Origin of the sequence: Microbacterium sp. NPDC077644 (assembly GCF_040702785.1) — a bacterium.
In the GTDB taxonomy this organism is placed as follows: Bacteria; Actinomycetota; Actinomycetes; order Actinomycetales; family Microbacteriaceae; genus Microbacterium.
In genome coordinates this window covers 987,621-1,012,806 of the sequence record NZ_JBFBME010000002.1, presented here as the reverse complement: position 1 = coordinate 1,012,806, position 25,186 = coordinate 987,621, and the positions used below count along the sequence as shown (strand labels likewise).

Here is a 25,186-nt window from a genome sequence, read left to right as displayed (position 1 = left end):
GCCTTCGGTGCGACCGATCAGAGCTGGTCGTTGTCGCGGATCTTGTCCGCCATCTGGTCCAGCGCCGTCGCCATGTCGTTGACGGCCTCGGTGGCGTCGTCCAGCGAGGTGGTCAGGTCGTTGTAGGCGGTGGAGTACTGCTCCGACGCGTTCTCGGTCTTGAAGCCGTCCTGGACCAGGTCGTCGATGACGCCCTGGAGGTCCTTCAGCGCGTCACCGATCGACGTGCGTCCGTCGCGCAGACGCTGTGCCGCGTCTTCCATCTCGCTGTACGTTGCACCAAAGTCATGTGCCATGAGAACTGCCCTCCGCGTTCGTGGTGTTTCCGGCCTGTGTGGCCCTCGTCAGGCCCCTGCGGCCTCCTGGAACGAGGTTAGTCAACGAACCCGCTCCCGCAAACGGGGAGCGGTACCCATGTCAGTCCTGCCCACCGCCGGCGCGTCGGGGACGAACGGCATCTGCATCGTGACGAGGCGGCCGGCCTGCACGAAGATGCCGCGCCCCACGGGGAAGTCGCTTCTCTTGATCCGGCTGAACGCGGTCTTGAAGATCGACTCGCCGTCGTACGTGTCCGGCTTGAGGATGATGCCCTGACGACCCGTCTTCCACTCGCCGAGCACACCGATGCTTCCGCTGGCGCGGCTGATCTCGGCGTCAGCGATCAGCATGTGGTCGCTGTTGTTCATCGCCTGCAGCAGCGTGCGCATCTGCCGATCGGCGGGGCCGTCGGCGAGGTGCGGGATGTCCTCGATCACGATGAGGATGCGGCCCTCCGTCGTGTCGCTCGTGACCAGCTCGGTCAGGTGCTCGGCGAGTTCCTTCTCCTCCTCCGGCTTGATCGCGCTGCGCACCCACGGACGGAAGTCCTTGAGCTGCGAGCGGCGGTTGCCGAAGTGGTACATCCGCACGTTCGGATCGAACCGCTCCATCGCGATGACCAGGGCCCTGAGCGCGTTCGTACGCCCGGAAGCCGGCGGTCCGGAGATGACGAACGAGCCGATGGGCTCGAAGCCGCGCGGCGCGAGCGTGTCGTCGGCGATGCCGAAGACGGGCATCCCGTCGACCATCGCCGGCATGTCCGCGGCGGGCACCATGGTCGGCAGGGCGCCGATCTCCGGGAGGTCCCGCGCACCCTGCTCCCGGAGGGTCTTGGCCAGGGCTGTGAGGGCCTTGGTCTGCTCCACCACGTTCGGCGTGCCGCCGAGGACCGCGATCTGCGCCTCATGGCCGTCGATGATGGCGCGCCCCGGCGCCGACTGCTCGTCGAGGATGTCGCGTGGAGCGTTGAGCAGCATGTACTGGCCGGGGTCGCCCAGGCGCAGCACCACCCGGCGGGAGATGTTGGACGCGACGGCGCTGGGGACGGCGTTGCCGCGATCGGCCGTGATGACCATGTGCACACCGAGCGTCCGCCCCTCGCCGAGGATGCGCATGAAGGTGCGGTAGAACGGAGCGCGTCCCGGCGCGTACTCCCAGTCCTTCTTGAACTCGGGGAAGTTGTCCATGAGCAGCAGGATGCGCGGCATGTTCGGGTCCGCGATCTCGCGATACTCCTGGACGGTCGCAGCGCTCGCCGCCGAGAACGAGGCCGCGCGGCGGTCCATCTCGCGATCGAGGGTGCGGAACAGGCGCTGGATGCGCTCGGCATCCGCACCGTCGACGACCGAGCCGACGTGCGGCAGGTCGGCGAGCGGTCCGAGCGCGCCGGAGGCGAAGTCCAGGCAGTACACCTGGACTCGGCCGCGATCGGGCTGCATGCCGGCCGCGGTCGCGATGGTCTTCAGCACGGTGGACTTGCCCGAACCGGAGGTGCCGTAGACCACCAGCGAGCCGTCGCGGTCCGGCACGAACACCGCGGGCTCCTGCTGCTGCTTCTCCGGCACGTCCATGAGCGCGAGGGGGATGCGGGTGTCGCCCGCGTTGGGCAGATCGGCGAGCTCCACCACCGGGGCGAGGTCGTCGAGCCACGGACGGCGCGGGGCGGGCAGGCCGGCGACCTCGCTGGCGCGGATGAGCGTCGACACGATCCGCTTCTGGTCGTTGGGCCCGAGGTCCTCCTCGTGCGTCTCGGCCTCGGCGGGGCGCTCGGGCTCCCATTCCGCGGTGGCGCCGAAACGCAGTTCGGACACGCGGACCTCGACGGCGGCGCCTTCGTCCTCCGTCGTCCATCCGCCCGCGTACGCGGACTGGAACGGCACGAGCCGACCCGGCCCGGTCTTCGCGATGGCACGGCCGGGGATCGATGCCGGGAAGGTCGATGCCACCGGGTCGTCGACGACGTCGCGGGAGTCGGCCTCGTCGGCCATGCGCAGGGCGATGCGCAGGTTCGTGTTCGCGCGCAGGTTGTCCTTGATGACGCCGGCGGGACGCTGCGTCGCCATGATGAGGTGGATGCCGAGCGAGCGGCCGCGCTGTGCGATGTCGACGACGCCGTCCACGAACTCGGGCATCTCGGAGGCGAGGGCCGCGAACTCGTCGATCACGAGCACGAGAGCGGGCGGGCACTCCGGGTCCTGCCGCTTCTCGAGCTCGAGCAGGTCCTTCGCCTTCTTGCGGTTGAGCAGGTGCTCCCTGTGCTGCAGCTCGGCTCGGAGGCTCGTGAGCGCGCGGCGCACGAGGTGCGGACTCAGGTCGGTGACCAGGCCCACGCAGTGCGGCAGATCGACGCAGTCGGCGAACGCGGATCCGCCCTTGTAGTCGACGAACAGGAACGTCACCCGGTCCGGGCTGTGCGCCGCGGCCATGCCGAGCACCCAGGCCTGCAGGAACTCGGACTTTCCGGCGCCGGTCGTTCCGCCGACGAGGGCGTGCGGACCGTGCGTGCGCAGGTCGAGCGCCATGGCGTCGCTGGCGCCCTGACCGATGATCGCGCGCAGGTTGCCGGCCTTCTTCAGACGGGGACGGGGAGTCGGGGAACGGTCGACGATCGTGTTGTTCTGCCGCCACCGCTCGATCACGACCCTCGGGTCCTCCGCGATCGCGGGGTCCACGAGCTGCAGGAAGCCCACCGTGCTCGGGATGTCGGATGCGTCGTGCACGACCGTGCTGGCATCCACGACCGGGGCCATGCGCCTCGCGAGCATGTGCATGTACGCGTTGGAGACGCCCTCGACGCGCGCGCCCTCGAAGCTGTCGCCGGTGCGGACGAGCCCGACGTTGGCCGCTTCCAGTCCGTTCGTCACGTCGATGTAGCTGCGGCACACCGCCGGGAGCGATTCCACGGTCGGCGAGACGAAGACGGCGTGCACACCGTGGTCCGCGCCGCGGTCGAGCACGTCGGTGAGACGCCCGCGGTCGACCGGCGCCTCGCTGCTGACGAAGACGATGACCGACACCGCAGGCGTCCGCTTGTGGTCTCCGGCCGCCCGCGACACGTCGGTGCCGTACAGCAGCGGGTTCCACTCGTCCTTGAACGGCCCGCGCGGCTCGCGGCTCTCCGCACCGCCGGACGCCGCGCGCTGGACGTAGTCCTCGAGCATGCTGAGCAGTGCTGCCCCGGTCGGGGCCGAGTCGGCGAGGGCGACGTCGCGGAACGGGCTCTTCTCGCTCGAGGTGTGCGGCATCCACTTGAGCCAGTCCAGCTCCGCCGTCCATGCCGAGTCCGCGAAGGCGACGGCCACGACGTCGTTCGGCGCGTGCAGGCCGAACAGCTGGACGGCGATGCCGCGCATGGCGTCCGCCGCGAGCCCCTGGGGTCCGGCGATGCCGATCGATCCGGCATCCGCCAGAAGCTCGAACACCGGCACGTCGTCGACTTCCGAGTAGCGCTCCTGGAGCCGGTCGACGCGTTCGAGGAACTCCGGAAGGCCCTCGGGCGTGTCCATCTCGGCGATCGTGTTGCGCGCCGGGAGCGTGCAGCTGCCCAGCCGCACGCCGAGGAAGTTCCAGTGCTCGGGGCGCCGGGTCCACAGCATCGGTCCCAGCCGCATGGCGTGATCGAACACCTCGGCGACCGGAGGCGCCTCGGCGTTGCGCGCCGCCTCCTCCTGCGGCTTGCCGCGGAAGAAGTCCTCCTCGAGCTGCTCGTACTGCCGCTCGAAGAGCAGGTACTCGTGATTCGAGCTCTTCTTCTCGGACCTGGTCTGGTTGATGATGTTGCCCAGCGCCATCAGCGGCGTCATGACGATCATCAGCAGCGAACGGGGGTTGCCGTTCAGCACGTACAGCGCCATGCCCATGAGGATCGGGGCGATCAGGATGGGCCAGGGGAAGATCTTGCCGAGCTTCTCGGTCGGGATGCGCGGCGCCTTGAAGTTCGTGCCGGGATAGCGCACCTCGACGCGCGGGCTGCGGTTGAACAGCAGCCCGCCGCCGCGCTCGATGATGGGCTCCTCCGCGGCGGTGCCGTCGAACGAGCGCGCCAGGTGCGGGACGAGGGTCGTCGCGCCGATGACGAACGGGGTGCCCTCCTCCAGCCGGATGCGCTGCACGGCGACGCCGTCGACGAGGACGCCGTTGGCCGAGTTGAGGTCGATGACCTCGAGGTGCTGGCCGACCTCGAGTCGCGCGTGGCGCTTGGAGACCATCGGATCCGCCAGGACGACGTCGGCGCCGGCGTCGCGGCCGATGACGATCTGGCCCGATGAGATCGGGAACTCCTGTCCGGTCAGCGGGCCGGCTGTCGCCCGCAGGACGCCGACGATCTCGCGCTTGCCCGCTCCGGAGTAATCCGGGCCGTGATTGAGGATGGATGCCGCGAAGCCGGAGCCGATCGGCGCCTCGCCGATCGGCGTCTCCGGATGCAGCGGAACGAGCCGATCGCCGGTGGGCGGCGCGACCGCGAGCGTGAGGACGTCGCCCTCGGCGACCGGCACGGAACGGGTGGGATCGGCCTCGGCGACGTGCCGGGCGACGTCGGCGGCTGTCGCCGTCGAGTCCGTGGTGATCACGATGTCGACAGGGTCGCCGACCGGGCGGTGCAGAGTCAGTTTCAGTCTCATGGTTCTCCCTCGATCACACCCGGATCACCGCGGCGAGCCGGTCGCCCAGCCGCACCGTGTCGCCCTCGATCGTCACGACCGGTGAGCCGGCCACGACCTCGTACTCCGTACCGCCGCGGACCAGACCCGACCCGTTCGTCGACCCGCAGTCCGTGATCTCGAGTCCGCCCTCGACGGGGCGGACGAGCAGGTGGGTCTTCGAGAGCGACTTGCTCTCGTCCGTGAGGGCGACCGTGTGCGCGCCGGGGTGCCCGGCGGCATCCGGATTGCGCCCGAACAGCACCGGTGCCGTGACCGGGATGCTCTCGCCGGTGTCCAGCCGCAGACCGAACACGACCGGCTGCGGTGCTGCAGCCACGGGCTGCTGCGGCCGAGCGGCCTGCGGGGTCGGCTGCGGGCTGGGGACCTGCGCGGCCGCCTGGGCTTCCTGCGCGACCGGATACTGCGGCGCGGCTTCCGGCGCAGCAGCGTTCTCACCGGCGAGGCGATACCCGCCCATGACCGGCTTGCCGGCCTCGACGGGCGCAGGCGTCGCCGGAGCGGCGACGGGAGGCACACCGATCTCAGGGCGGGAGTCGGGCGTGTGCGGACGGGCGATGCCGATGACACCGGCGCTCACCCGGGTGCCCGGCCGGTACTGGGGAGCGACCGCCGGATCCTGCGGCGTCGCCAGCGACGGCAGCGAGGACCGCTCCGGCGCGGGCTCGGCCTTGACGAGCTTGCGGGCGACGCGCATGCGCTTGTCGTCGTACGGGTTCAGTCCCTTGCGCACGTCGACGAGCCAGACATGTGTCGCCTTGTCGTGCAGGCCTCGGCCGCGGCGCTCCGGGTCGAACGTCGGGGACGCGAGCAGCAGAACCGGTCCGATCAGCGGCACGATCCCGGATGCGCCCATCAGCAGGTAGCGCAGCAGCACCCAGCCGACGCCAGGGCGCCCCAGAGTGCGCACGTTGACCGACCGGATGCCGACGACGGCCTTGCCGATGGTCCTGCCGCCGCGTCCGTGCATCACGAGCTGGACGATGCTGACCACGAGGGTCAGGACGACGGTCGCCGACGCCGTGACGATCGCGAGGACGAACGACGGGTGGTTGACGAGCCCGTACGGCGAGATCGAACCGGTGGCGAGCTTGAGCAGCAGGGGAACAGCGCCCAGCCACAGCGGCAGCTGGAGGACGAGCCAGACCGCGACATCGATCACCAGCGCGAGCGCGCGACGGCCGAGGGGCGCCGAGAGCATGCCGAGTGCGGCAGCGTATGCCGGGTCGGGGCGCCCGTTCTCGTCGAGGCCCTCGATCTCGTCCTTCTCGTCCTCGATCTCCCAGATCATGCGCTCGGAGGACGTCGACCGATCAGCGCGCGAGCTCACTCCACGCACCCCCGAACCTGCTCCGACGCACGGCCGTCCTCGCGGCGCAGCAGCACATCGATGCACACCTGTCCGGTGGCGGCTCCCTCGAACGTCACGGTCGGCTCCTCGGTCGACTCGGGGACCCCGGTGCCGTCGAGGCTCACAGTGTTCCACAGGTACAGGTCGCCGTCCTCTTCGGCCGGGTTCGTCCAGGTGAACGTGATGGTGGAGCCGTCGCGCGTGCCGGTGAGGTCGTCGACGGCGGGCACCGCGTCGGAGATGGGGTCCTTCGGAACCGCCCCCTCCTGCGTCGCGACGGGGTCGGGTTCTCCCGTGCCCTGGAGCAGGTTCACGCCGACGATCGTGCCGCCGACGAGGACGACGGCGGCGGCGGCGATTCCGATCCACATGCCCACCCGCGGCCTCGGCTTAGGCTCGGTCGGGATGGATGCCGGTGCGACGTCGCCGGAAGGCGGGAACGGCATCGCGGGCGCCTCCGGCGAGAGGGTGCGCGGGCCGCGCAGGACCGTCCGGTCCTCGTCGACGGGTGCGGGAGCGGGCGCCGCCGCGCCGGGTCGCATGACGGTGTCCTCGACCGCGGACGCCGACGTGGATGCCGCCGCGTCGAAGCGAGGGCCGGGGTCCCCCACCGGTGCACGCTGCGGCTGCGGTGAGCCGAACGGGCGGGTCGTGGCGGACGGGCGGGTGCTGCCGGCATCCGGCTCGATGCTGACGATGTCGCGGACGCGCGTCAGGCCCTCGTCCTCGTCCTCGAGGTCTTCCGGGAGCGGGTGGTCGTCGACGATGTCGATCGGCGTGACGGAATGCGCCAGCTCGATCTGCACCTTCTGCAGGGCACGCGCGAACGCGACGGCGCTGGGGTAGCGGGCATCGGGGCTCTTCGCCATCGCCCGCTCGAGGACCTGCTGAAGGCTGCCCGGCGAGTCGGGACGGTTCAGCGACGGCAGCGGCGCGCGCTCGATGCGCTCGATGAGGTCGGCGCTGGTGTTGCGCTCGCCGGGCCGCTCGAAGGGCGACCGGCCCGCGAGCAGCGTGTACAGCGTCGCGCCGAGCGCGAAGACGTCTGATCGCGCACCGCTCTGCGGCGGCTCGGCGAAGAACTCCGGCGGCGACCACGGGATCGACATGCCGGTCGCCTCGCTCACGGCCCCGGTCGTCGAGGCGATGCCGAAGTCGGTGAGGGCGGGGCGGTTGTATTCCGTGACGAGGATGTTCGCGGGTTTGATGTCCCGGTGCAGGACCCCGGCGCGGTGCGCGGTCTCGACGGCACCCGCGACCTGGATGCCGACGCGCAGCGCCTCGGCGACCGAGAACGGCTCCTTGCGGGCACGGACCTGCAGGTTCGGACGGGGGCAGTACTCCATCACCAGGTACGGCCTGCCGTCGCCGGCCATGCCGGCCTGGTAGATCGTGACGATGGCCGGATGCGTCGACAGCATCGCCATCACGTTCGCCTCATCGGCGAACTCCTTCGCCGCGCCGCTCGAGATCCGGTCGGCGAGCAGCACCTTCACGGCGACACGGCGCCGCGGCATCTGCTGCTCGTACAGGAACACGTCGGCGAAGCCGCCGGTGCCCAGCGGCTCGATGTAGGTGAAGCCGGGAAGCTCCGGCGGCGGAGAGGGGGGTCTGCTCACGGGAGATCCTCGAAGACGACGGTGACGCCGTCGCCGAGATCGACGACATCGCCCGACAGAACCAGCGTCTGCTCGCCGGGGTGCAGGCGCAGCGGGTCGGCGCCGGGGCGCAGCAGTGTCGAGCCGTTCGTGGTGTGCAGGTCGACGACGACGACGGTGTCGCCCTCCGGACGGATCTCGAGGTGGCTGCGCGAGATGTCCTGCTGGGGGCTCTCGACGGCGACGAGGTGCGGCATGTCGGCGCCGCTGGCGCGCGTCGAGCGCGGCCGGCGTCCGATGATGACCGTGCGGTCGAGCCCCACGACCTGACCGGTCGACACGCGCACACGGCCCGCGCCGCCGGAGACGACCGGGAGCACGGCGGTGGGCGCGTCGGGGCCTGCGGTCGGCGCGTTCTGGCGCAGCGCGCGCGCCTCGGCGACCGAGATGGTCTCGCCGTCGTGGTCGCCGGCCGCTGCGGCGGGCGCCGGGGGCATCGGCGGCGCGGCAGGAGCCCGAGGGCCCGCGATCGTCGCGCCGAACAGCTGCTCGAACTCGTCGGCGTCGGATGCGTAGGTCACCTCGTCGGGCGTGAGCGTGGCGCCGTTCACGGCGTCGTCCTCACCGGCTGCTTCAGGGGTCTTCACGACCTCGGGCTCCGATTCGGCGGCGTCTTCTGCTTCCGCGACCGGGCTGTCAATCGGCTCGGTCTCGAGCTCGGCCGCGGGCTCGTCGACCGGCGCTGGCTCGTCGACCGGCGCGGGCTCGTCAACCGGCTCGGGCTCTTCGACCGGCTCGGCGACATCAGCGAGCTCCGACTCCTCAGCGGGCTCTGACTCGATCGCTTCCGGGGCGCTCACGGCGACGGCGGCATCCGCCTCGATGCCAGCATCCGATTTCGGCGCAGCATCCGCTTCCGGCGCAGCATCAATCTCGGGCGCAGCATCCGCCTCGGGGACAGCGATGTCGGACGGTTCGATCTCTGCGGTGGCCTCGGCTGCGCGCACGATGCCGCCCGCGATCGGGAGCGACACGTCGTCGGCGTCGCCGGCGGCGACGGCGATGCGGCTCGCGTCCGAGACGAAGCGCTCGCTCCAGGTGGTGACGTTCGAACCGGTGAAGCTCTCCTCACCGGCGGCGCCGTCGACCCGCACCGTCACGTCGCCGCGCACCGCGATGCGGGCGTTCGGGCCCTCGAGCACGATCGCCGCGAACGGGAGCATCGCGGTGAACGAGCCGCCTGCGTGCTCGGTCAGGGCATCGATGACGGCGGCCAGGTCGCCCCCGCCGCTCTGACGCTCCCAGAGCCTCTGCACGAGCTCGGCGGGCGCCTCGGGCGCCAGGGCGATGAGCGCGCCGGGCGCCACCAGGGTGTGCCACTGTCCGGGTCGATATGCGGTCTGCATCAGCTCATCCCTCCGGCGACCGCCTCACGCGGTCTGGTGTCTTCGTCGATGTCGTCATCCGCGCGCATCCGCACGCCGGGGCGGGATGCGACGGAGATCGCATCCACCACCACGACGGTGATGTTGTCGCGCCCGCCGGCGTTCACGGCCTCGTGCACGAGGGCGGACGCCGCGGTCTGCGGGTCGGATTCGGTGGTCAGGATCTCGGTGATCGTGGCGTCCGTCACCTCGGACGAGAGTCCGTCGGAGCAGATCAGCATCCGATCGCCGAGCTCGGCGGGGAACATCCAGAAGTCCGCATCGCCGGTGCTGCCTGCCCCGATCGCGCGCGTGATGATGTTGCGGCGGTGGTCGGACGCGGCCTCGAGGGGGCTCAGCTCACCGGACTCGATCAACTCCTGGACGACCGAGTGATCTACGCTGATCTGCTCGAGCTCGCCGTCCGCGAGCCGGTAGGTGCGCGAGTCGCCGATGTTGAAGCTGAGCCAGTAGCCCATGCCGTCGACGTCGGCGAGCACGAGGCCGCTGAGGGTCGTGCCGGCGCGGCCCATCGCCGAGACCGACAGCGCGTCGACGGCGTCGCGCGAGCGGCTGAGCACGTCGAGCACGTCGTCCAGCTCGAGGCTCTCGCGTCCGATGTGCCGTGAGAACTCCGAGACGACCGCTGCGCTCGCGCGCTCGCCGGCCTCGTGGCCGCCCATGCCGTCGGCGACGACGAAGATCGGTGCGCTGGCCAGCATCGAATCCTCGTTCAGTGTGCGGCGCAGGCCGGCGTGGGTCGCCGACCCCGCCGACACGATGAGCGGTGCGGTCATGCGTAGCCCCCGACCGTGACGATGCGGTCGCCGATCTCGATGGCGTCCCCCAGACGGATGCGCACCTGCTCACCCGGCTCGCAGACGATGCGGTGGCCGTCGCGCACGATCGCGGTGCCGTTCGTCGAATGCCGATCCATGATCCAGCCGCCCGACGTCTCGGCCGCCGCCTCGAAGTGCGTCTTCGACAGCGACAGCGTCTCGTCGCGGACCGACACGACCGTCGCGCCGTCCTCGGGTGCCGGGTTGCGTCCGAACAGGGTGCGGCGCGAGACCGTCACCCGCGTGCCGTCGTCCCACGTGAACACGAGGCGGTGTCCGGGGATGCTGATCCTGGTGTCCTCGATGTCACCGGCGTCATCGGTCGCGGGGGCCGGCCCTGCGGTCTCGGCCGGCGTCGCGACCGCCGGGGTCGCGGGGGCCTCGGGCACGGGCGGCACATCCTGCGCGGGTGCGCTGCGCTCCGGTGGTCCGTCCTGCGTGATGCCCGGAACGAAGGCGATCAGCGACGACTCCCCCGCCACCGGGGCAGAGGGGTGGGCGATCGACGGAGCCTGCGGGCGCGCCGGCTCGGGAGCCCGGACGGTCTCGTCGAAAACCGACGGAGCAGGCGTGGACGGCGCGGTCGGGGCGGCGGGTGCGGTCGGCGGCGCGTAGGACGCGGGCATGGCCGGAGCCGTCGGAAGCGCGGGATTCGCGCGGAGCCCTGGAGAAGCGGGGGTCGGCGCGGTCGGGGCGGCGAACGACGAGGCACCGCTGGGCGTGGCGAGCCCGGGGATCGGGGGCGCGCCGTTCGGCGTCTCCGGACGCGGCGGGACGTGCAGGCCCACGGTCGGCGGAGCGGTGCTCGCCCGCGCTCCGGTGCGGGCGTCGAGCATGAGCGAGCGGGCGACCTTGTCATGCCAGCCCTGGAACCGGCCCGATCCGTCGAACAGCGGAGAGAAGTACCCCACGACGATGGATGCCGCGAGCCCGAAGATGATGTTGCGCAGCAGACCCTTCCAGAATCCGAGCGGTGCACCGTCCTCGCGCACGAGCCGCAGCCCCTGCGCGCGCATACCGATCGAGCCGCCTCCGACCTGCATGACGGTGTAGAACACGAACCAGCCGAGCAGCACGAGCCAGATCAGCGGGGCGCCGACGCCGACGACGCCGAGCATCCCGTCCGGGCCGGCGAGGACGGCGAACACGACGAGCAGGATGCTCAGGACGACGCCGATGCCCGCGGCGATCGCCGCATCGATGATGTACGCCACGGCGCGACGGGAGGTCGGGGCGACGGTGCCGAATGTCGGTTGCGTCATGATGTCTCGCTCTCGGGTGCTTCGGTCGTGCTGTTCTTGATGGTGCCAGGTTCTCGCCGGACGCGCGCGGTCGCGGCATCCTTCAGTCCCTGGAAACCGGACTGGATCGCGGATCCTCCCAGCAGCGAGCGCAGGCTGAGGCGCGCCTTCATCCGCTTCCAGAATCCGGCCTCGGAGCCGAGGCCGACCACGATCTCGTCGACCTCCTTCCAGAAGGCGTCGACGTCTTCCTGACTCGGGTCGTGCGGGCCGAACACCTCGGCGTCGGCCCGGTCGGCGAGCGCCGTCACTGTCGGAACCGCGAGCGAGTCCGAGACGAGCACCGCTTCCTCGCCGCGGGTCGCGCCGGGCGTCAGCCGCGCGCCGTAGTCGACCGCGCGGTCGGTGAGCTCGTCCCAACCGCCTGCGATCCGGTCGGCCGTGTGATCGGCCGACCGGCGCGCGCGTCTCCGCGACGCCTTCCACGCGCCGATCACGATGAACGGCGACATGAGCAGCGCGATGACGGCGAGCGAGATGCCGCCGATGGCGAGGATCGCGAGGATGATGCCGGCGATGTTCAGCGACTCGTCCTCGGCCTCGCGGTCGTCCGGAAGCGTGGGCGGCAGGTCGACCGGCTCCTGCGGAGGGGGCGGCGGCTGCAGGACCTGAGGCTTCGGGTCGGCGCGCGGCTTGGTGTTCTGATCGTTGGGGACCTGATCCTCCGGCGGGGTGGGGTCGAAGGGCACCCACCCGAACCCGTCGAAGTTCACCTCGACCCAGGCGTGCAGGTTGTCGCCGTTCGCCACGAACGACGAGGCCCCTTCATCCTGCTCATCGGGATAGAAGCCCATGACGACGCGTGCGGGGATGCCCAGTTCGCCGGCCAGCAGCGCCATCGCGACGGAGTACTGCTCATCGTCGCCCACCATCTGGTCGCCGCCGATGAGCGTCGAGATGCGTTCGGCGGTGTGGCCGGCGCGGGAGAGCACCTCGCCCTCGAGCCCGTGGCTGAAGAAGCCCTCCTCCGACAGGTGGTCGGCGAGCGCCTGCGCCTGCTCAGCAGGCGTCTCGGCCTCGGCGACGATCTCGCCGGCGAGCGTCGTGAGCTCCTCGGGGACGTTCTTGTTCTTCGGCATCCGCACGTTGCCGAACTCGGCGTCGCCGAGCTGCTTGTCGGTGACCTCGGCGGGGATCGTGGTCTGGACGGTGTAGCTGTCGCCCTTGTGCAGGCCCGTGGTCGCGACCGCTGTCGCGGAGCCGTTGCTGTAGTACGTTCCGCGGCGCAGCTCGTCGGCGTCAGCGCCCGTGAACCGGATCTCCGAGACGAGCCCGGCCTGCGGCACCCACACGCCGGTGTAGTCGCCGATGTCGACCTGCATCGTCACCGGCAGCCCCTCCGCATCCGGCGACATGTTGGATCGGATCGGCGCGAACGCGCTCGAAGTGCCCGGCCCGCCGTCGACGACGTTGATGACCTGGCCGTCGAACTCGTCCATTCCCGCCAGGCGGATGCGGGCGCCCTCCGGGAGTCCCTGGACGGTGAAGAGCGTGGAGTCCTTGTCGTCGCGGACGATTCCGCGGAACGACTGCAGGGCGCTCGGGTAGTCGCGGATGTTGAACGGCGGGATGATGGTATCGCGCAGCACGTGACGCACCTCGCCCGGTGCGGTGAAGGCGCTGGTCACGACGCCGGTGCCCGTGGCGACGGCGAGCACGATGCCGCCGGCCGCGAGGCGGCGCATGCGCATGCTGTTCGCGCGGCCAGGGTCGATCTCGCTGACCGAGACCGCGGCGTTCTGCGGCATCCAGATCTGACGCACCGCGAGCCAGGCGATGCTCGCGACGGCGAACACCGCGCCCTGGATCAGCGGCATGGCGGGTTCGGGCGTTCCGAGCGCGATGACCGTGGCGAGAAGGGCACCGGCCGGGATGAGGGCCCAGGCCGGCTGCGTGAGCCGCAGCGCCAGGGATGCCGTCAGCACTCCCGTCACGAGCAGGAGCAGGAACGGGACGATGAAGTGCCCGTCGGCGCCCGAGACCGGTGCGACGGTCGTCAGCAGCTGCTTCCACGAGGTGACGACGCCCAGTGCCAGCTGCTTCAGGGTCTCCAGCGACGGGATGAACCCGAGGATCGCGGTGTGCGGCAGGGCGAAGGCACCGCCGAAGACGAAGTACGCCGCGACGGTGAGCCCGGCGATGATGAGGATCCCCCACCGGCGCCAGGCCGAGACGGCGGCGATCGCGATGCCGATGACCGCGCCGCCGATCGCGGCGCCGAGGAAGCTGGGGCCGGCGAAGCTCGGCCAGAAACCGACGGCCGCGGAGCCGAGCAGGACGAGCACGGCCGCGATGTCGAGACCCCAGCGGCGCAGGGGCAGCTCTCGGATCGATTCCGATGATGCGGGCGCGGTCATGCGAGCACCTTCTGGAGCGCGAGGGGGAGCTGGTCGAGCGCACCGACGCTGACGACGTCGGCGTCTCCGATGCGGCGCAGCGCCGGAACCTCGACGGCGGTGTCGGTGACGACGGCGATGACGCGGGCGCCGAACGGCAGCCGAGAGCAGGCGATCCGCAGATCCTCGTTCGAGACCCGCGCGCCGCACACGAGCACGACGACGCTCGCCAGCGGCATGGTGGCGGCGATCACGCCGCTGAGCTCGGCGATGCCGCCGTCGCGCGGCTTGCTGCCCTCGACGGCCGCGAGCGAGTCGAGCAGCTGCTTGCCGGTGTCTGCACGCAGCGCGCGCCCCTGGACGCGGACGTCGACGCGCTGCGAGTCTCGCAGAGCCCGCAGGCCGATCGAGCCGGCGGCCGAGATGCCCAACTCGAAATCCGCCGGGTCGGCGTAGTCGCCGCTGGAGGTGGAGAGGCCGATGACGAAGTGGGAGCGCCGCGTCTCCTCGTACTGGCGGACCATCATGATGCCGGTGCGCGCGGTCGATCGCCAGTGCACGTGGCGCAGGTCATCACCGGGCTGATACTCGTTCAGCGCATGGAACGACACGTCGTCGCGCGACAGATCCGCGGCGGGCAGGCCCTCCAGGTCGCGGAGGAAGCCGAGCGACTGCCCGTCGAAGAGCACGGTCTTCGGATGCACGAACAGGTCGACCGGTTCGTCGCGGCGATGCGCCCGCTCGAACAGCCCGAGCGGATCGCCGCGGACCACACTGACCGGACCGACCTGGACGACCCCGCGGCGCTGGGTGGGGATCGCGAACAGCTCCTCCGCCTTCTCGCCGGGGGCGAGGCGCTGGATGCCGAACTCCCCGCGGCCGTTCCCGACGGGGAGGACGACCCGCGACGGGAGGATGGCGCGGCCGCCGGGATTCGCCAGCGTCAGCGCCCCCACGGCGCGCTCGCCCACGACGACACGCGTCCGGGCGAGATCGAGGTTCACGTCGTACTCGGTGCGGCCGATGAGGAACACCGAGCAGATGAGCAGCGTGATCGTCACGACGACCGCGGTGACGATGAGCTCGCGCCAGCCGAGGCTCAGGCCCACGATCCAGAACACCACGGCGAGCGCGATGAGGATCCAGGCGAGCGGACGGATGACCGCCGCGATCTTGCGGAGACGGTTGCCGATGCGCACGGCGATGAGCGCCGCGATGTCGCGCCAGCCGGCGTCGCGGGCGGTCTCGGGTGCGACGGGCAGCGCCTCTGCGGTCATCAAGCCGCCGCTCTGGCCTGCGGTGCGGCGACGCGCTCGAGCACGCGGCTGATGACGACGTCGGCCGTGACGCCGGAGAACTCGGCCTCGGGGTCGAGCATGAGGCGGTGCTGCCACGCCGGCGCGACGAGTGCCTTGATGTCGTCGGGCAGGACGTAGTGACGCCCGCGCGCTGCCGCCCACACCTTCGCCAGACGGATCATCGCGATGGCACCGCGGACGGAGACGCCGAGTCGCACGCCGGCATCCTCGCGCGTCGCCTCGGCGAGCTCTGCGACGTAGCGCAGGACGGCGGGCTCGACGTGCACGGTCGCGGCGAGGTCGGCCATGTCGGCCACCGCGCCCGTGGTGATGATCGCGGTCAGGTGCGACGACGGGTTGCGCTCGGCGGCCCCGGCGAGGATGCTCTCGGTCACGGCCAGGTCGGGGTAGCCGATCGAGGTCTTGATGAGGAAGCGGTCCAGCTGCGCCTCGGGGAGCTTGTAGGTACCGGCCTGCTCGACGGGGTTCTGGGTCGCGATCACGAGGAACGGGCGGCCGGCCTCGTGGGTCACGCCGTCGATGGTGACCTTCGACTCCTCCATGACCTCCAGCAGCGCCGACTGGGTCTTCGGGGAGGCGCGGTTGATCTCGTCGGCCAGCACGATCGACGCGAAGATCGGGCCCTTGTGGAACTCGAACTTGTGCGACTGCTGGTCGTAGATCGTCACACCCGTGACGTCGGAGGGCAGCAGATCGGGCGTGAACTGGATGCGAGAGCTGGTGCCCTGGACGGTCGCGGCGAGCGCCTTCGCGAGGCTCGTCTTGCCGGTTCCGGGCGCATCCTCGAGGAGCACGTGGCCCTCGGCCAGCATGGATGCCAGGACGAGGCTGACGACCTCGTGCTTGCCCTGCACGGCCTTGTCGATGTTCTCGACGAGGCGGGTGAAGGTGCCCTGGAACCAGCTCGCCTGTTCGGGGGTCATTGTCATGTCGTGATGCTCTTTCTCTCTCTCCGTCACCAGGTGATCGGGTCCGCGTAGCCCCAGCCGTCGATGTACACCCGGATCGAGTTGCCCGGATGGCCGTAGAAGCAGCCGAGCTGGACCGTGCCATTGGCCGGAACATACTTCGACGCACCGCCGAAGCGTCCGCCGTCATCGCAGTACAGGCGATAGTTGCCTGCGGGGAAGTTCGCCACGGTCACGGTCAGGTAGGCGCAGCTGGAATGGGTGCACTCCCCCGGCCAGTTGCCCTTCGCGCCCTTGCCGGTCTTCGCCGTCGGCTTCGGCTTGGCATCCGTCGTCGCCGAGTCCCTGGCCACGCCCGACGGGCCGGCCTTGTTCGTCGCGCGAGCCTCGATCACCCACGTCTGCGAATACTGGCCGCCGACGTTGCGGCTGCCGCTGTTGGCGACGTCCTGCCAGCCCGTCCAGTTTCCGTTGTGGTCGCGGATGCGGATCTGCATCTGGATCGCGGCACCGTTGTCGCCGTTGCTGCTCCAGCTCATCGTGATGTTGCCGCCGTTGTTGCGCGCGCTGGCGTTCGGCGTGGGCGGGATGCCGAACGGCGTCACCGTGTTCGAAGCCGCGGAGGCGACGCCGGTGTAGCTACCGGTGCCGGTGTTCGACAGCGCCCGGATCTGCAGCGAGAAGTCGTTGCCGTTGCTCAGTCCGCCGATCGTGTTGCTGGTGAGGTTCTTCCAGCCGCCACCGCCGTTGAGCAGGTACTGATACGTGATCTCGGAGGCCCTCGCGCCGTTGCGCTGCTCGGCGGTGAGGGTGTAGTTCGAGGTGATCGTGATCGACCGATCGCCGGCCGAGATCGTCGGCTTGGCCGGGGCATCCGGCCGGATGGCACCGCGGCGCTCGGCCGACGCCGGGCTCCACTGGCCCCACGACGCCTTGTTCTCGGCGCGGACGATGTACGAGTACGCCGCCTCCGAAGTCGGCACCACGACCGCCTGGCTCGTCTGGCCCGCGGGCACCGGGACGGTGCGCACGGTCGTGCCGCCCTCGAGGACCTGCAGCTGGTAGCCGGTGATCGGGGCGCCGTTGTTGTTCGGCGCAACCCAGCTCACCTGCATCTGCGCCTGGTCACCGACGGGCGTGAGCTCTGCCGTCGTGGGCGCGGCGGGCTGCATCGGGGGCCCTGCGGGGATCTCCGCCAGCGACCACTCGCTCCAACTCGACGGCTCGGGCGCTCGGTTCACAGCCTGCACCCGCACCTGGTACGACGTGCCGTTCTCCAAACCCTCCCAGGTCAGCGAGTTTCCGGTCACGCCGGTCTTCTCGGTGACGCCGGACGGCGGGGCCGGCGAGATCTGCAGGTTGTACGACTCGACCGGGGATCCGGGCGTCGTCGGCGTCTTCCACGCCACCTTGAGCGACTTGTCGCCGAACACGAGCGTCGGCGGCACCGGGGTGTCCGGTCGCGCGTCGGGGCGCGCGACCTCGGACGCACCGGACGGATCCGACTCTCCGACGCGGTTGTGCGCGGTGACCTGGAACGTGTACTCGACGTTGTTGGTCAGGCCGTCCAGGGTGCAGGTGGTCGTCGCGCACTCCTTGCTGTAGGAGCTGCCCGAGGTGCTCGTGACCGTGTAGCCGGTGATCTCGGCTCCGTTGTTCGACGGTGCCGAGAACGACACCACGACGGTTCGGTCCTGCACGCTCGTCACCTGCGGCCTGCCCGGGGCATCGGGAACGCCCTGCACGGTCAGGACGATCCGGCCGTCCACGTGGCGGTCGGGGTCCTCCGTGGCGTCCTCGATCGTGTAGCGCAGCACGAGCTGCCCGACGAACTCCGCACCGGGCGTGACCTGCACCTGGTCGCCCACGACCTCGGCGGTGCCGACACCGGTCTCGATGTTGACGGTTCGGACGACCAGCGGGGTGTCGGGGAACGGGTTCGTGTCGTTGTCCAGGACGGGCACCATGATCGTCTCGCCCTGGTTCGCCTCGTCGATCGTGTCGGTGTTCGCCGTCGCGAGCTCGCGCGTCGAGGCCGTGACATTCACGACGACCGTGCCCTCGATGGGCTCCGTCTCGCCGTCCGAGATGCGGATCGTCAGGGTCTGCGACGTGCCCTTGCGCGCATTCGATGCAGCCTCGACCGAGAGCGTGTCGCCCTCGACGCGAGCACTCACGCCGTCGCCGGCGTTCCCGACCAGCTGGTACGTGTGCTTTCCGGCATCCTCCGGGTCCGGGTCCGTGGTCAGAGCCGCGAGGTCGAGCGTGGTGGCGTCCTCGCCCGGCGCGACGTTGACCTCGCCGCGCGTGAACTCGGGCTGCTGGTTGTCCGGCGGCAGCACGGTGATCGGAATCGTCAGCGTGGCCTTGCGCCCCTCCGGGTCATCCGGCCCCGTGCCGTCGGTGACCTCGAAGGAGATGCCGTCCTCGCCGAAGTAGCGGTCTGCCGAGGTGTAGACGAGCGTGCTGCCGTCCTTGACGAGGTCCGAGCCGTCGCTGTGGGCCGCAGAGACCTTGGCGTGCTCGGTCAGCGTCACCGAGCCGCCGCCGGCGACCGTGACGTATTCGTCGAGCGGCAGCTCCTTGGTCTCGCCGCTGACCACCTCGACCGGCTTGGTCGAGGTGAGAGTGGGCCGGAGATCCTTGACCGCGGGCACGAAGATGAACGCCGACGTCGACAGATCGTCGCGGTCGGTCAGCGTGTAGCGGATGAGCTGCATCTGCTCGCCGACGGTGACGCGCACCTTGCCGTCCTGGCGGAGCGTGCCTCCGTCGCCGACCTCGACCGTCAGACCCTCGGTCGTGCCGTCAGGATCCTCGTCGTTGGCGAGGATGTCCACGTCGGTGGTGAGCTCGCCGTCGGTGAGGTCTGCCGGGAGCACGCGGTCGTCGCGGGCGATCGGAGCGACGAGCGGCACGTCCTCGTCGACGCTGACCTGCAGCACGGCCTGTGCCTCCGCGCCGCGCGCGTCCACGATCGTGTACTGCAGCGAGGTCTCGACCGCGCGGTCGGGCGCCTGGACGAGGATGCGGTCGCCCGAGACGCGGGCGCTCATGCCCTCCACGTCGGGTTCGACGAGGCCGTCCTCGACGAGGGAGATCTTGTCGCCCTCGGGATCGGAGTCGTTCGCCATGACCGGCACGGCGATCTCGCGTCCTGGCCGCACGACGACGGAGTCCTTGACCGCATACGGCGCCTGGTTGATGTCCTCGGCGGCGGCGATGCCCACACGGATGGTCGCCGTGCCCTCCTTGCCGAGCCGGTCGCGGACCCGGTAGGAGAACGTGTCGACGCCGGCGGAGTCGGCGTAGGCCTCGTACACGAAGTAGTTCTGGGCGACCTCGGTGATCCGGCCCTTCTCGGGGCTGGTCGCCGGGCCGATGAGCTCGACCGAGTCGCCGTCCTCGTCGATGCCGTCGAGCGGCACGGCGATGTTGGCCGTGTTGCCGCTCAGCACGCGCGCGGTGATGTCCTTCGGACGGGGGGCGGCGTTCTCGTCCTGCTCCGGCACGATCTGGATCGTGATGTACCCGCCGACCTTGTTGCCGCGGGTGTCCGAGACCTCGTACGTGGCATAGACGGTCTTCGCCTCGGGGCCCGCCTTGAAGCGCACGGTGTCCTGCGAGACGAAGATCTCGCCGTCCTCGGGGTCCACGAGCGGCTCGACGAGCTCGGGTTCGAGAGACAGGGCGTCGCCGATCGGGCTGCTGTCGTTGTCGAGCACGGGGATGGTCACGACGTCATTCACGCGAACCACGGCCTTGTCCGGCGTCGCCACCGGCGGCATGATCTTGTCCGGCGCGGGGATCGGGATGACGATCACCTCGCCCTCGGCCGTCTTCGACCCGTTCGAGATCCGGTAGGTGATGGTCACCTGCTCGTCGAGGGCCCCCTGGTCGCCGATGCGGAGCGACTCGTGGTTGAGCACCGACACCGAGATCCCGCTGCCGGGTTCGACGCTGACGGACTGGACGACGAGGATGCCGCCGGACGGATCGGTGTCGTTGTTCAGCACGCCCAGCAGCACCTCGCCGCCGGTCGGCAGCAGCGCGACATCGCGCACGGCGATCGGCGGCAGATCCTGCTCGGCGGCGTCGGCGACGTCGACCCGGACGATGCCTGGCACGCCGTTCGGGCCGGCGGCGACCTCGTAGAGCACGTAGTAGACGCCGGGGGCCGGGGCGCTGAAGGTGAAGGTCTTGTTCGGGTAGTCCGGCTCGATCATCGCGCCGGACTCGCCCTCGAGCTTGGCCTTGGTCAGACGGAGTTGCTCGCGACCGGCGCTCGAGTCGTTCGCGAGCGGCGAGACGGTCACCTGCTCGCCGACACGCGTCTGGACGTGATCGGCGTTGGTCTTGGGGAGCGTGGAACCCGAGGGCCGCACATCGAGCACGATCGTCCCGGTCGCCGCCTCGCCGAGCGCGTCGGCGACGACGACCTGGACCTCCTTGCGGCCCTGCAGACTCGCGGTCGCGCGGTAGGTGATCTGACCGTCGGTGGTGAACTCGACCTCGTCGCCGGGCGCGGCGATCACCTCGCGGAGGTAGATGTCATCGCCCTCGGGGTCGATCCAGTCCGGGAGGATGTTGTACGAGACCGTTCCTCCGGTCTCGATCGCGAGCGCCGTCTTGCGCTTCGGCTTGGGCGCGGTGTTGGTGTCCCAGTCCTTCACGGTCAGGCTGACGGTCGCGGTGTCCTTGCCGGTGCGGCCGTCATCGACCTCGTAGGTGAAGGATGCCGATCCCGAGGCCTCTTCGCCGACGGCGATCTGCAGCGATCCGCCGTCGTAGATGGGCTGGACGGTGCCGATCGAGGGCTGCTTCTCGGCCAGGGATGCCACGAGAACATCGCCGTCCGCGTCGTTGTCGTTGTCGAGCACGGGGAGCGCCGTGGTCTGACCCGGACGCACGCCGTACGAGTCGTTCTCGGCGACCGGCGGCGTGTTGTCCTTGGTGCGCACCGGCAGGGTCGTCTCGACGGTCTCCTGCGTGGTGTCCTCTTCGTCCTCGGTCTCCCCCTCGGGCGGGGTGAGGTCGTCCCAGTTGTCGACCTGCTGAAGGCTCTCGTCGGTGAGCCACGCGGCCCCGCCGACGGTGTCGTTGAGGATGATGACCTCGCGGTTGACGCGGAACGTCAGCGATGCGGACGTCTCGATCCCGGGGATCTCCTCATGCACGTCGTCGGCATCGGACGGGCAGTCGCGCACGAACTGCCCCGTGCCCGACCACGCTCCGTAGGTGCAGCCGAGGAGCGCGACGGGCGCGGCGGGACTGCCGTCACCACCGGCATCCGTAGCCGTCGGCTCGCCGCCGTCGAGCGGAACCTCGAGAAGCTGAGACGCCGTGGCGACGGCGACGGAATCCGTCGGCGCCGAGGCGAACTGCAGCACGGCGGAATCCGCGCCGGTGATCTCGGTGCGGAACCCGCCGGGGGTCATGACCGCACTGTCGGCGGGTGAGAGGACGACGGGGGTCGTGCCGACGGCGGTGATGCTCGGCGCGATGGACGTGTCGAGCTCGCCGAGCGACGCCGTCTGCGCATCCAAAGGCTCGCCCTGGTTGTCGACGGGGATCGTGACGACCTCGGACTTCTCGCCGGAGACCGCGTAGACGGTGCCGTCGACGCCGACGGTGACGTCGGAGTTCTTGCCGAGCTCCGCGGTCGGCTCGGCGCCCTCGAGCTCGAACCCGGAGATGCCCTTGACGGGCACGACGAAGAGATTGCCGGACTGCGGGTCGAGGATCGCTGTCGTCTGCTCGCCGAGGGCGACCTTGGCGCCGCCGGGGATGGTGGTGCTGTCCTCGAGGGAGACGCGCGCGGGGTCGACGGCCGTCAGAGTCGAGTTCGAGGTGTCGGTGACGAGGATCGTCGACTCGTCCTGGACGATGTCGAAGCTCTCGCCCGTCGTGCGCAGACCGCCGTCGATCAGTGTCGACTCGTTGTTGAAGTGGCCGACCATGAGCGCGGAGGACTTGGTGATCCACACGCTGCCGTCGTTCAGATCGACCTTGGTGGTGGGGTTGCCCTCATAGGCGAATGCAAGGGTGCCGATCGCGACGATGCCGGCTGTGACCCCCGCAATGGATGCGGCTGTCTTCGGCTTGGTGCGCAACCATGACAGCGCCTTCATCGTCAGTATCCCCCCGGTACACGTTCACGTCGTGCCTGCGGACGCAGATCGACCGGACGCACCGGTACATACTAACTGCAGGGCCTGGAGGGCACGACGGGGAGAAATGCCCATCTGATCAGCCTGCGCGCCAGCATCCCTCGACGTGGTCGTCGACCATCCCGGCCGACTGCATCAGGGCGTACATCGTCGTGGCTCCGACGAACCGGAAGCCGCGCGCCCGAAGCGCTTTGCTCATCGCCGTCGATTCCGCCGTGACGGCCGGCACGTCGGCGAAGGATGCTGGACGCGCATCGGATGCCGGTGGCGCGAACGACCACATCAGCTCATCCAGCTCGCCTTCCGCCATCTCCCTCACCAGGCGCGCGTTGCCGATCGTCGCGCGGATCTTCGCGCGATTGCGGATGATCCCGGCATCCTGCATCAGTCGTTCGACGTCGACATCGTCGAACTCCGCGACGCGCTCCGGGACGAAACCGTCGAAGACCTCGCGGAAGCGGGGCCGCTTGCGCAGGATCGTGATCCAGCTCAGCCCCGCCTGGAAGCCCTCCAGCGACATCTTCTCGAACAGGGCGCGGTCGCCGTGCAACGGCATCCCCCACTCCTCGTCGTGATAGCGCGCGTATTCGGCATCCGCCCCGATCCACGCGCAACGCGCGCGCCCGTCGGTTCCGGTGAGGAGGGAGGTCATGCACCCAGCGTACGCACCGCGGGAGCGACTACTTCTTGGCCGCCTTCTTCAGTGCCTTCTCCGAGACCGGGGCATTGCCGGATGCCACGAGCTCGGCGTAGTACGCACGCGCCTCGTCCTGCCGCACCTGCTCGGCTCCGCTGGCGATGGGCGCGCGGACGTGCTCGGGCTCGTAACCGAAAGCGTTCACGAGGTCGAGAGCGTGCGGACGCAGGCGCAGGCACAGCCGGTCGATGTAGCTGGAGACCGCGGCGGCGCGCTGTGTCGAGAGGCGGCCGTTGATGATGTGCCACGCGAGGTGCTTCTCGATGAGCTGCAGCCCGAACAGGTCGCGCAGCCACGTGAGCACCTGCCGCGTCCCCTCGTCGGGGATGCTGTTCACGGCATCCGTGAAGGCCTCCCACTGCAGCAGCTCGCCGTGTGCGCGAGCGGCCTCGATGAGGTCGGCCTGGTTCTCGTTGAAGAGCTTCTCGCCGAGCACCTTGTCCTTGCCGGCCGGACGAAGGCGTCCGGCGATGTCGGCGACCATCTGCTGCACGCGGTCGGCGAGCAGCTCGTGCTGCTGCTCGGCCCGCAGACCGTTCTCGACGGAGCGCGCCGTCGAGCCGAAGTCGGCGATCGCCTGACCGAAGCGGCGCAGGCCCGCACCGTGGAACACCTTGCCCGCGGTCTGCCCGACGGCGTACTTGGCGAGCGCCGCGGCGTCCTTGTCCTTGAACTGGCTCGCGAAGTCGGTGAGCAGACGCTTGCCGACCAGCTGCAGCAGGATGTTGTTGTCGCCCTCGAACGTGACGTAGATGTCGAGGTCCTGACGGAGCCCGACCAGGCGGTTCTCGAACATGTAGCCCGATCCGCCGCAGGCCTCGCGCGCCTCCTGGAGGGTGTCGAGCGCGTGCCAGGTCGACAGGGGCTTGAGCGCCGCGGCGAGGGTCTCGAGGTCCTCCCGGTCATCCGGGGTGTCGGTGCGGCCGGAGAAGACCCCGTCGAACTTCTGCAGGAACTCGTCGTGCGCGAAGATCTGGGCGTACGTGGTGGCCAGGCGCGGCAGCAGCCGGCGCTGGTGCTTGCCGTAGTCGAGCAGCACGACTTCTTCGCCGTTCGCTCCGTCGAACTGGCGGCGCTGGGTCGCGTAGGTGATCGCGATGTACAGGCCCAGGGCCGATCCCCAGGATGCTGCACCGTCGAGCGAGACGCGGCCCTGCACGAGCGTGCCGAGCATGGTGAAGAAACGGCGGCCGGGGCTGTCGATCGGGCTGGTGTAGACGCCGTTCTCGTCGACATCGCCGTACTTGTTGAGGAGGTTGGTGCGCGGGACGCGCACGTTGTCGAATGCGAGACGGCCGTTGTCGATGCCGTTGAGGCCGCCCTTGAGCCCGTCGTCCTCGCGGCTGATCCCAGGCAGATCCTTGCCGTCCTCGCCGCGCAGCGGGACGTAGAAGCAGTGCACGCCGTGGTTCACGCCGTTCGTGATGAGCTGCGCGAAGACGGTGGCCGCGATACCGTGCAGAGCGGCATTGCCCAGGTACTCCTTCGTCGCCGCCCGGAAGGGCGTGTTGATGACGAACTCGTCGGTCTCGGGATCGAAGGTCGCGGTCGTGCCGACCGCGGCGACATCCGAGCCGTGCCCGATCTCGGTCATGGCGAAGGCACCGGGGATGGAGAGGTCCATGATGCCGGGCAGCCACTTGTCGTGGTGCTCCTGGGTGCCGAGCTGCAGCACGGCCGAACCGAACAGGCCCCACTGCACGCCCGCCTTGATCTGCAGGCTCGGGTCGGCGGCGACGAGTTCTTCGAAGCCGGCGATGTTGGCGCCGTTGTTCTCCTCGCCGCCGAACTTCTTCGGGAACGCGCGGTGCACGGCGTCGTTCTGCACGAGCAGGTGGAGCTGGCTGAGCACGCGCTCGCGGTGCTCGTCCTTGCCGAGCGAGTCGTCGCGCCAGAACGCGGGGTCCTTGATCATCTCGCGCGCGGTGCGGCGGGTGTCCGCCCAGGTGCCGAGCAGGAGGTCGGTGACCCGGGGCACATCGATCTGCGGGTTCTTGTCTTCCGTCTTCTGCGAAGTGCGGACAGCGGCGTCGACCATGAGGTTCCTCTCCGAGAGAAGTAAGGATGCTTCAACCGTAGAACTTCTCCAACCCGAGGCGAAGCGTGCTGTGCGGAATCTCCAATCGTGACGGCGGGCGTGGCCTGGGCCGGTTGTCGCGAGCCGACAGGATGCCGGGGGATCGGGCGATGCTGGATGAGTTGAGTCGGCTATGCCCGCGTCAGAACCTACGAAAAGCATCCGACATCCGCCATCGGCGCGGACG

The 25,186-nt window shown here is 70.0% G+C and carries 13 protein-coding genes; all 13 read right to left on the bottom strand.

Features of this window, described 5'->3' with window-relative positions:
• Nucleotides 1–17 precede the first annotated feature (17 nt).
• Nucleotides 18–296: a WXG100 family type VII secretion target gene (locus AB0269_RS11805; RefSeq protein WP_366211407.1), complete on the bottom strand. Its 279-nt coding sequence runs from the start codon at nucleotides 294–296 to the stop codon at nucleotides 18–20.
• Nucleotides 297–377: 81 nt separating this feature from the next.
• Nucleotides 378–4,940, bottom strand: coding sequence for an FtsK/SpoIIIE domain-containing protein (locus tag AB0269_RS11800; RefSeq protein ID WP_366211405.1), 4,563 nt, complete (start codon nucleotides 4,938–4,940; stop codon nucleotides 378–380).
• A 13-nt stretch (nucleotides 4,941–4,953) separates the two neighbouring features.
• Nucleotides 4,954–6,309, bottom strand: a complete 1,356-nt coding sequence (locus tag AB0269_RS11795) for an RDD family protein (RefSeq protein WP_366211403.1) — start codon at nucleotides 6,307–6,309, stop codon at nucleotides 4,954–4,956.
• Nucleotides 6,306–7,949 (bottom strand): serine/threonine-protein kinase, encoded by a 1,644-nt coding sequence (locus AB0269_RS11790; RefSeq protein ID WP_366211401.1) that lies wholly within the window; start codon nucleotides 7,947–7,949, stop codon nucleotides 6,306–6,308. The genes AB0269_RS11795 and AB0269_RS11790 overlap by 4 nt, the downstream gene beginning before the upstream one ends.
• Nucleotides 7,946–9,334, bottom strand: a complete 1,389-nt coding sequence (locus tag AB0269_RS11785; RefSeq protein WP_366211399.1) for an FHA domain-containing protein — start codon at nucleotides 9,332–9,334, stop codon at nucleotides 7,946–7,948. Before AB0269_RS11785 ends, AB0269_RS11790 begins: the two co-directional genes overlap by 4 nt.
• The gene (locus tag AB0269_RS11780) at nucleotides 9,334–10,149 is read right to left on the bottom strand and encodes a protein phosphatase 2C domain-containing protein (protein ID WP_366211397.1); all 816 of its coding nucleotides are present in this window, start codon (nucleotides 10,147–10,149) and stop codon (nucleotides 9,334–9,336) included. Before AB0269_RS11780 ends, AB0269_RS11785 begins: the two co-directional genes overlap by 1 nt.
• A complete protein-coding gene (locus tag AB0269_RS11775) occupies nucleotides 10,146–11,453 on the bottom strand; it encodes an RDD family protein (RefSeq protein ID WP_366211395.1) in 1,308 nt (435 codons plus the stop codon). Before AB0269_RS11775 ends, AB0269_RS11780 begins: the two co-directional genes overlap by 4 nt.
• Complete coding sequence (locus AB0269_RS11770; RefSeq protein ID WP_366211394.1) at nucleotides 11,450–13,849, bottom strand: transglutaminase-like domain-containing protein; 2,400 nt, start codon at nucleotides 13,847–13,849, stop codon at nucleotides 11,450–11,452. Before AB0269_RS11770 ends, AB0269_RS11775 begins: the two co-directional genes overlap by 4 nt.
• The gene (locus tag AB0269_RS11765; protein WP_366211392.1) at nucleotides 13,846–15,105 is read right to left on the bottom strand and encodes a DUF58 domain-containing protein; all 1,260 of its coding nucleotides are present in this window, start codon (nucleotides 15,103–15,105) and stop codon (nucleotides 13,846–13,848) included. The genes AB0269_RS11770 and AB0269_RS11765 overlap by 4 nt, the downstream gene beginning before the upstream one ends.
• Nucleotides 15,105–16,076: a MoxR family ATPase gene (locus AB0269_RS11760; RefSeq protein WP_366211390.1), complete on the bottom strand. Its 972-nt coding sequence runs from the start codon at nucleotides 16,074–16,076 to the stop codon at nucleotides 15,105–15,107. Before AB0269_RS11760 ends, AB0269_RS11765 begins: the two co-directional genes overlap by 1 nt.
• Before the next feature lie 26 nt (nucleotides 16,077–16,102).
• Nucleotides 16,103–22,186, bottom strand: coding sequence for an Ig-like domain-containing protein (locus tag AB0269_RS11755; protein ID WP_366211388.1), 6,084 nt, complete (start codon nucleotides 22,184–22,186; stop codon nucleotides 16,103–16,105).
• Between the two features lie 118 nt (nucleotides 22,187–22,304).
• Entirely contained in the window at nucleotides 22,305–22,877 is a 573-nt protein-coding gene (locus tag AB0269_RS11750; RefSeq protein WP_366211387.1) for a DNA-3-methyladenine glycosylase I, read from the bottom strand.
• A gap of 28 nt (nucleotides 22,878–22,905) precedes the next feature.
• Nucleotides 22,906–24,960, bottom strand: a complete 2,055-nt coding sequence (locus AB0269_RS11745) for an acyl-CoA dehydrogenase (protein WP_366211386.1) — start codon at nucleotides 24,958–24,960, stop codon at nucleotides 22,906–22,908.
• Between the last annotated feature and the right edge of the window lie 226 nt (nucleotides 24,961–25,186).

Excerpts from the sequence above, each read along its gene's own strand:
- AB0269_RS11805 (WP_366211407.1), bottom strand. The coding sequence starts at position 296 with ATGGCACATGACTTTGGTGCAACGTACAGCGAGATGGAAGACGCGGCA.
- AB0269_RS11800 (WP_366211405.1), bottom strand. The coding sequence starts at position 4,940 with ATGAGACTGAAACTGACTCTGCACCGCCCGGTCGGCGACCCTGTCGAC.
- AB0269_RS11785 (WP_366211399.1), bottom strand. The coding sequence starts at position 9,334 with ATGCAGACCGCATATCGACCCGGACAGTGGCACACCCTGGTGGCGCCC.
- AB0269_RS11780 (WP_366211397.1), bottom strand. The coding sequence starts at position 10,149 with ATGACCGCACCGCTCATCGTGTCGGCGGGGTCGGCGACCCACGCCGGC.
- AB0269_RS11775 (WP_366211395.1), bottom strand. The coding sequence starts at position 11,453 with ATGACGCAACCGACATTCGGCACCGTCGCCCCGACCTCCCGTCGCGCC.
- AB0269_RS11770 (WP_366211394.1), bottom strand. The coding sequence starts at position 13,849 with ATGACCGCGCCCGCATCATCGGAATCGATCCGAGAGCTGCCCCTGCGC.
- AB0269_RS11765 (WP_366211392.1), bottom strand. The coding sequence starts at position 15,105 with ATGACCGCAGAGGCGCTGCCCGTCGCACCCGAGACCGCCCGCGACGCC.
- AB0269_RS11760 (WP_366211390.1), bottom strand. The coding sequence starts at position 16,076 with ATGACAATGACCCCCGAACAGGCGAGCTGGTTCCAGGGCACCTTCACC.
- AB0269_RS11755 (WP_366211388.1), bottom strand. The coding sequence starts at position 22,186 with ATGAAGGCGCTGTCATGGTTGCGCACCAAGCCGAAGACAGCCGCATCC.
- AB0269_RS11750 (WP_366211387.1), bottom strand. The coding sequence starts at position 22,877 with ATGACCTCCCTCCTCACCGGAACCGACGGGCGCGCGCGTTGCGCGTGG.
- AB0269_RS11745 (WP_366211386.1), bottom strand. The coding sequence starts at position 24,960 with ATGGTCGACGCCGCTGTCCGCACTTCGCAGAAGACGGAAGACAAGAAC.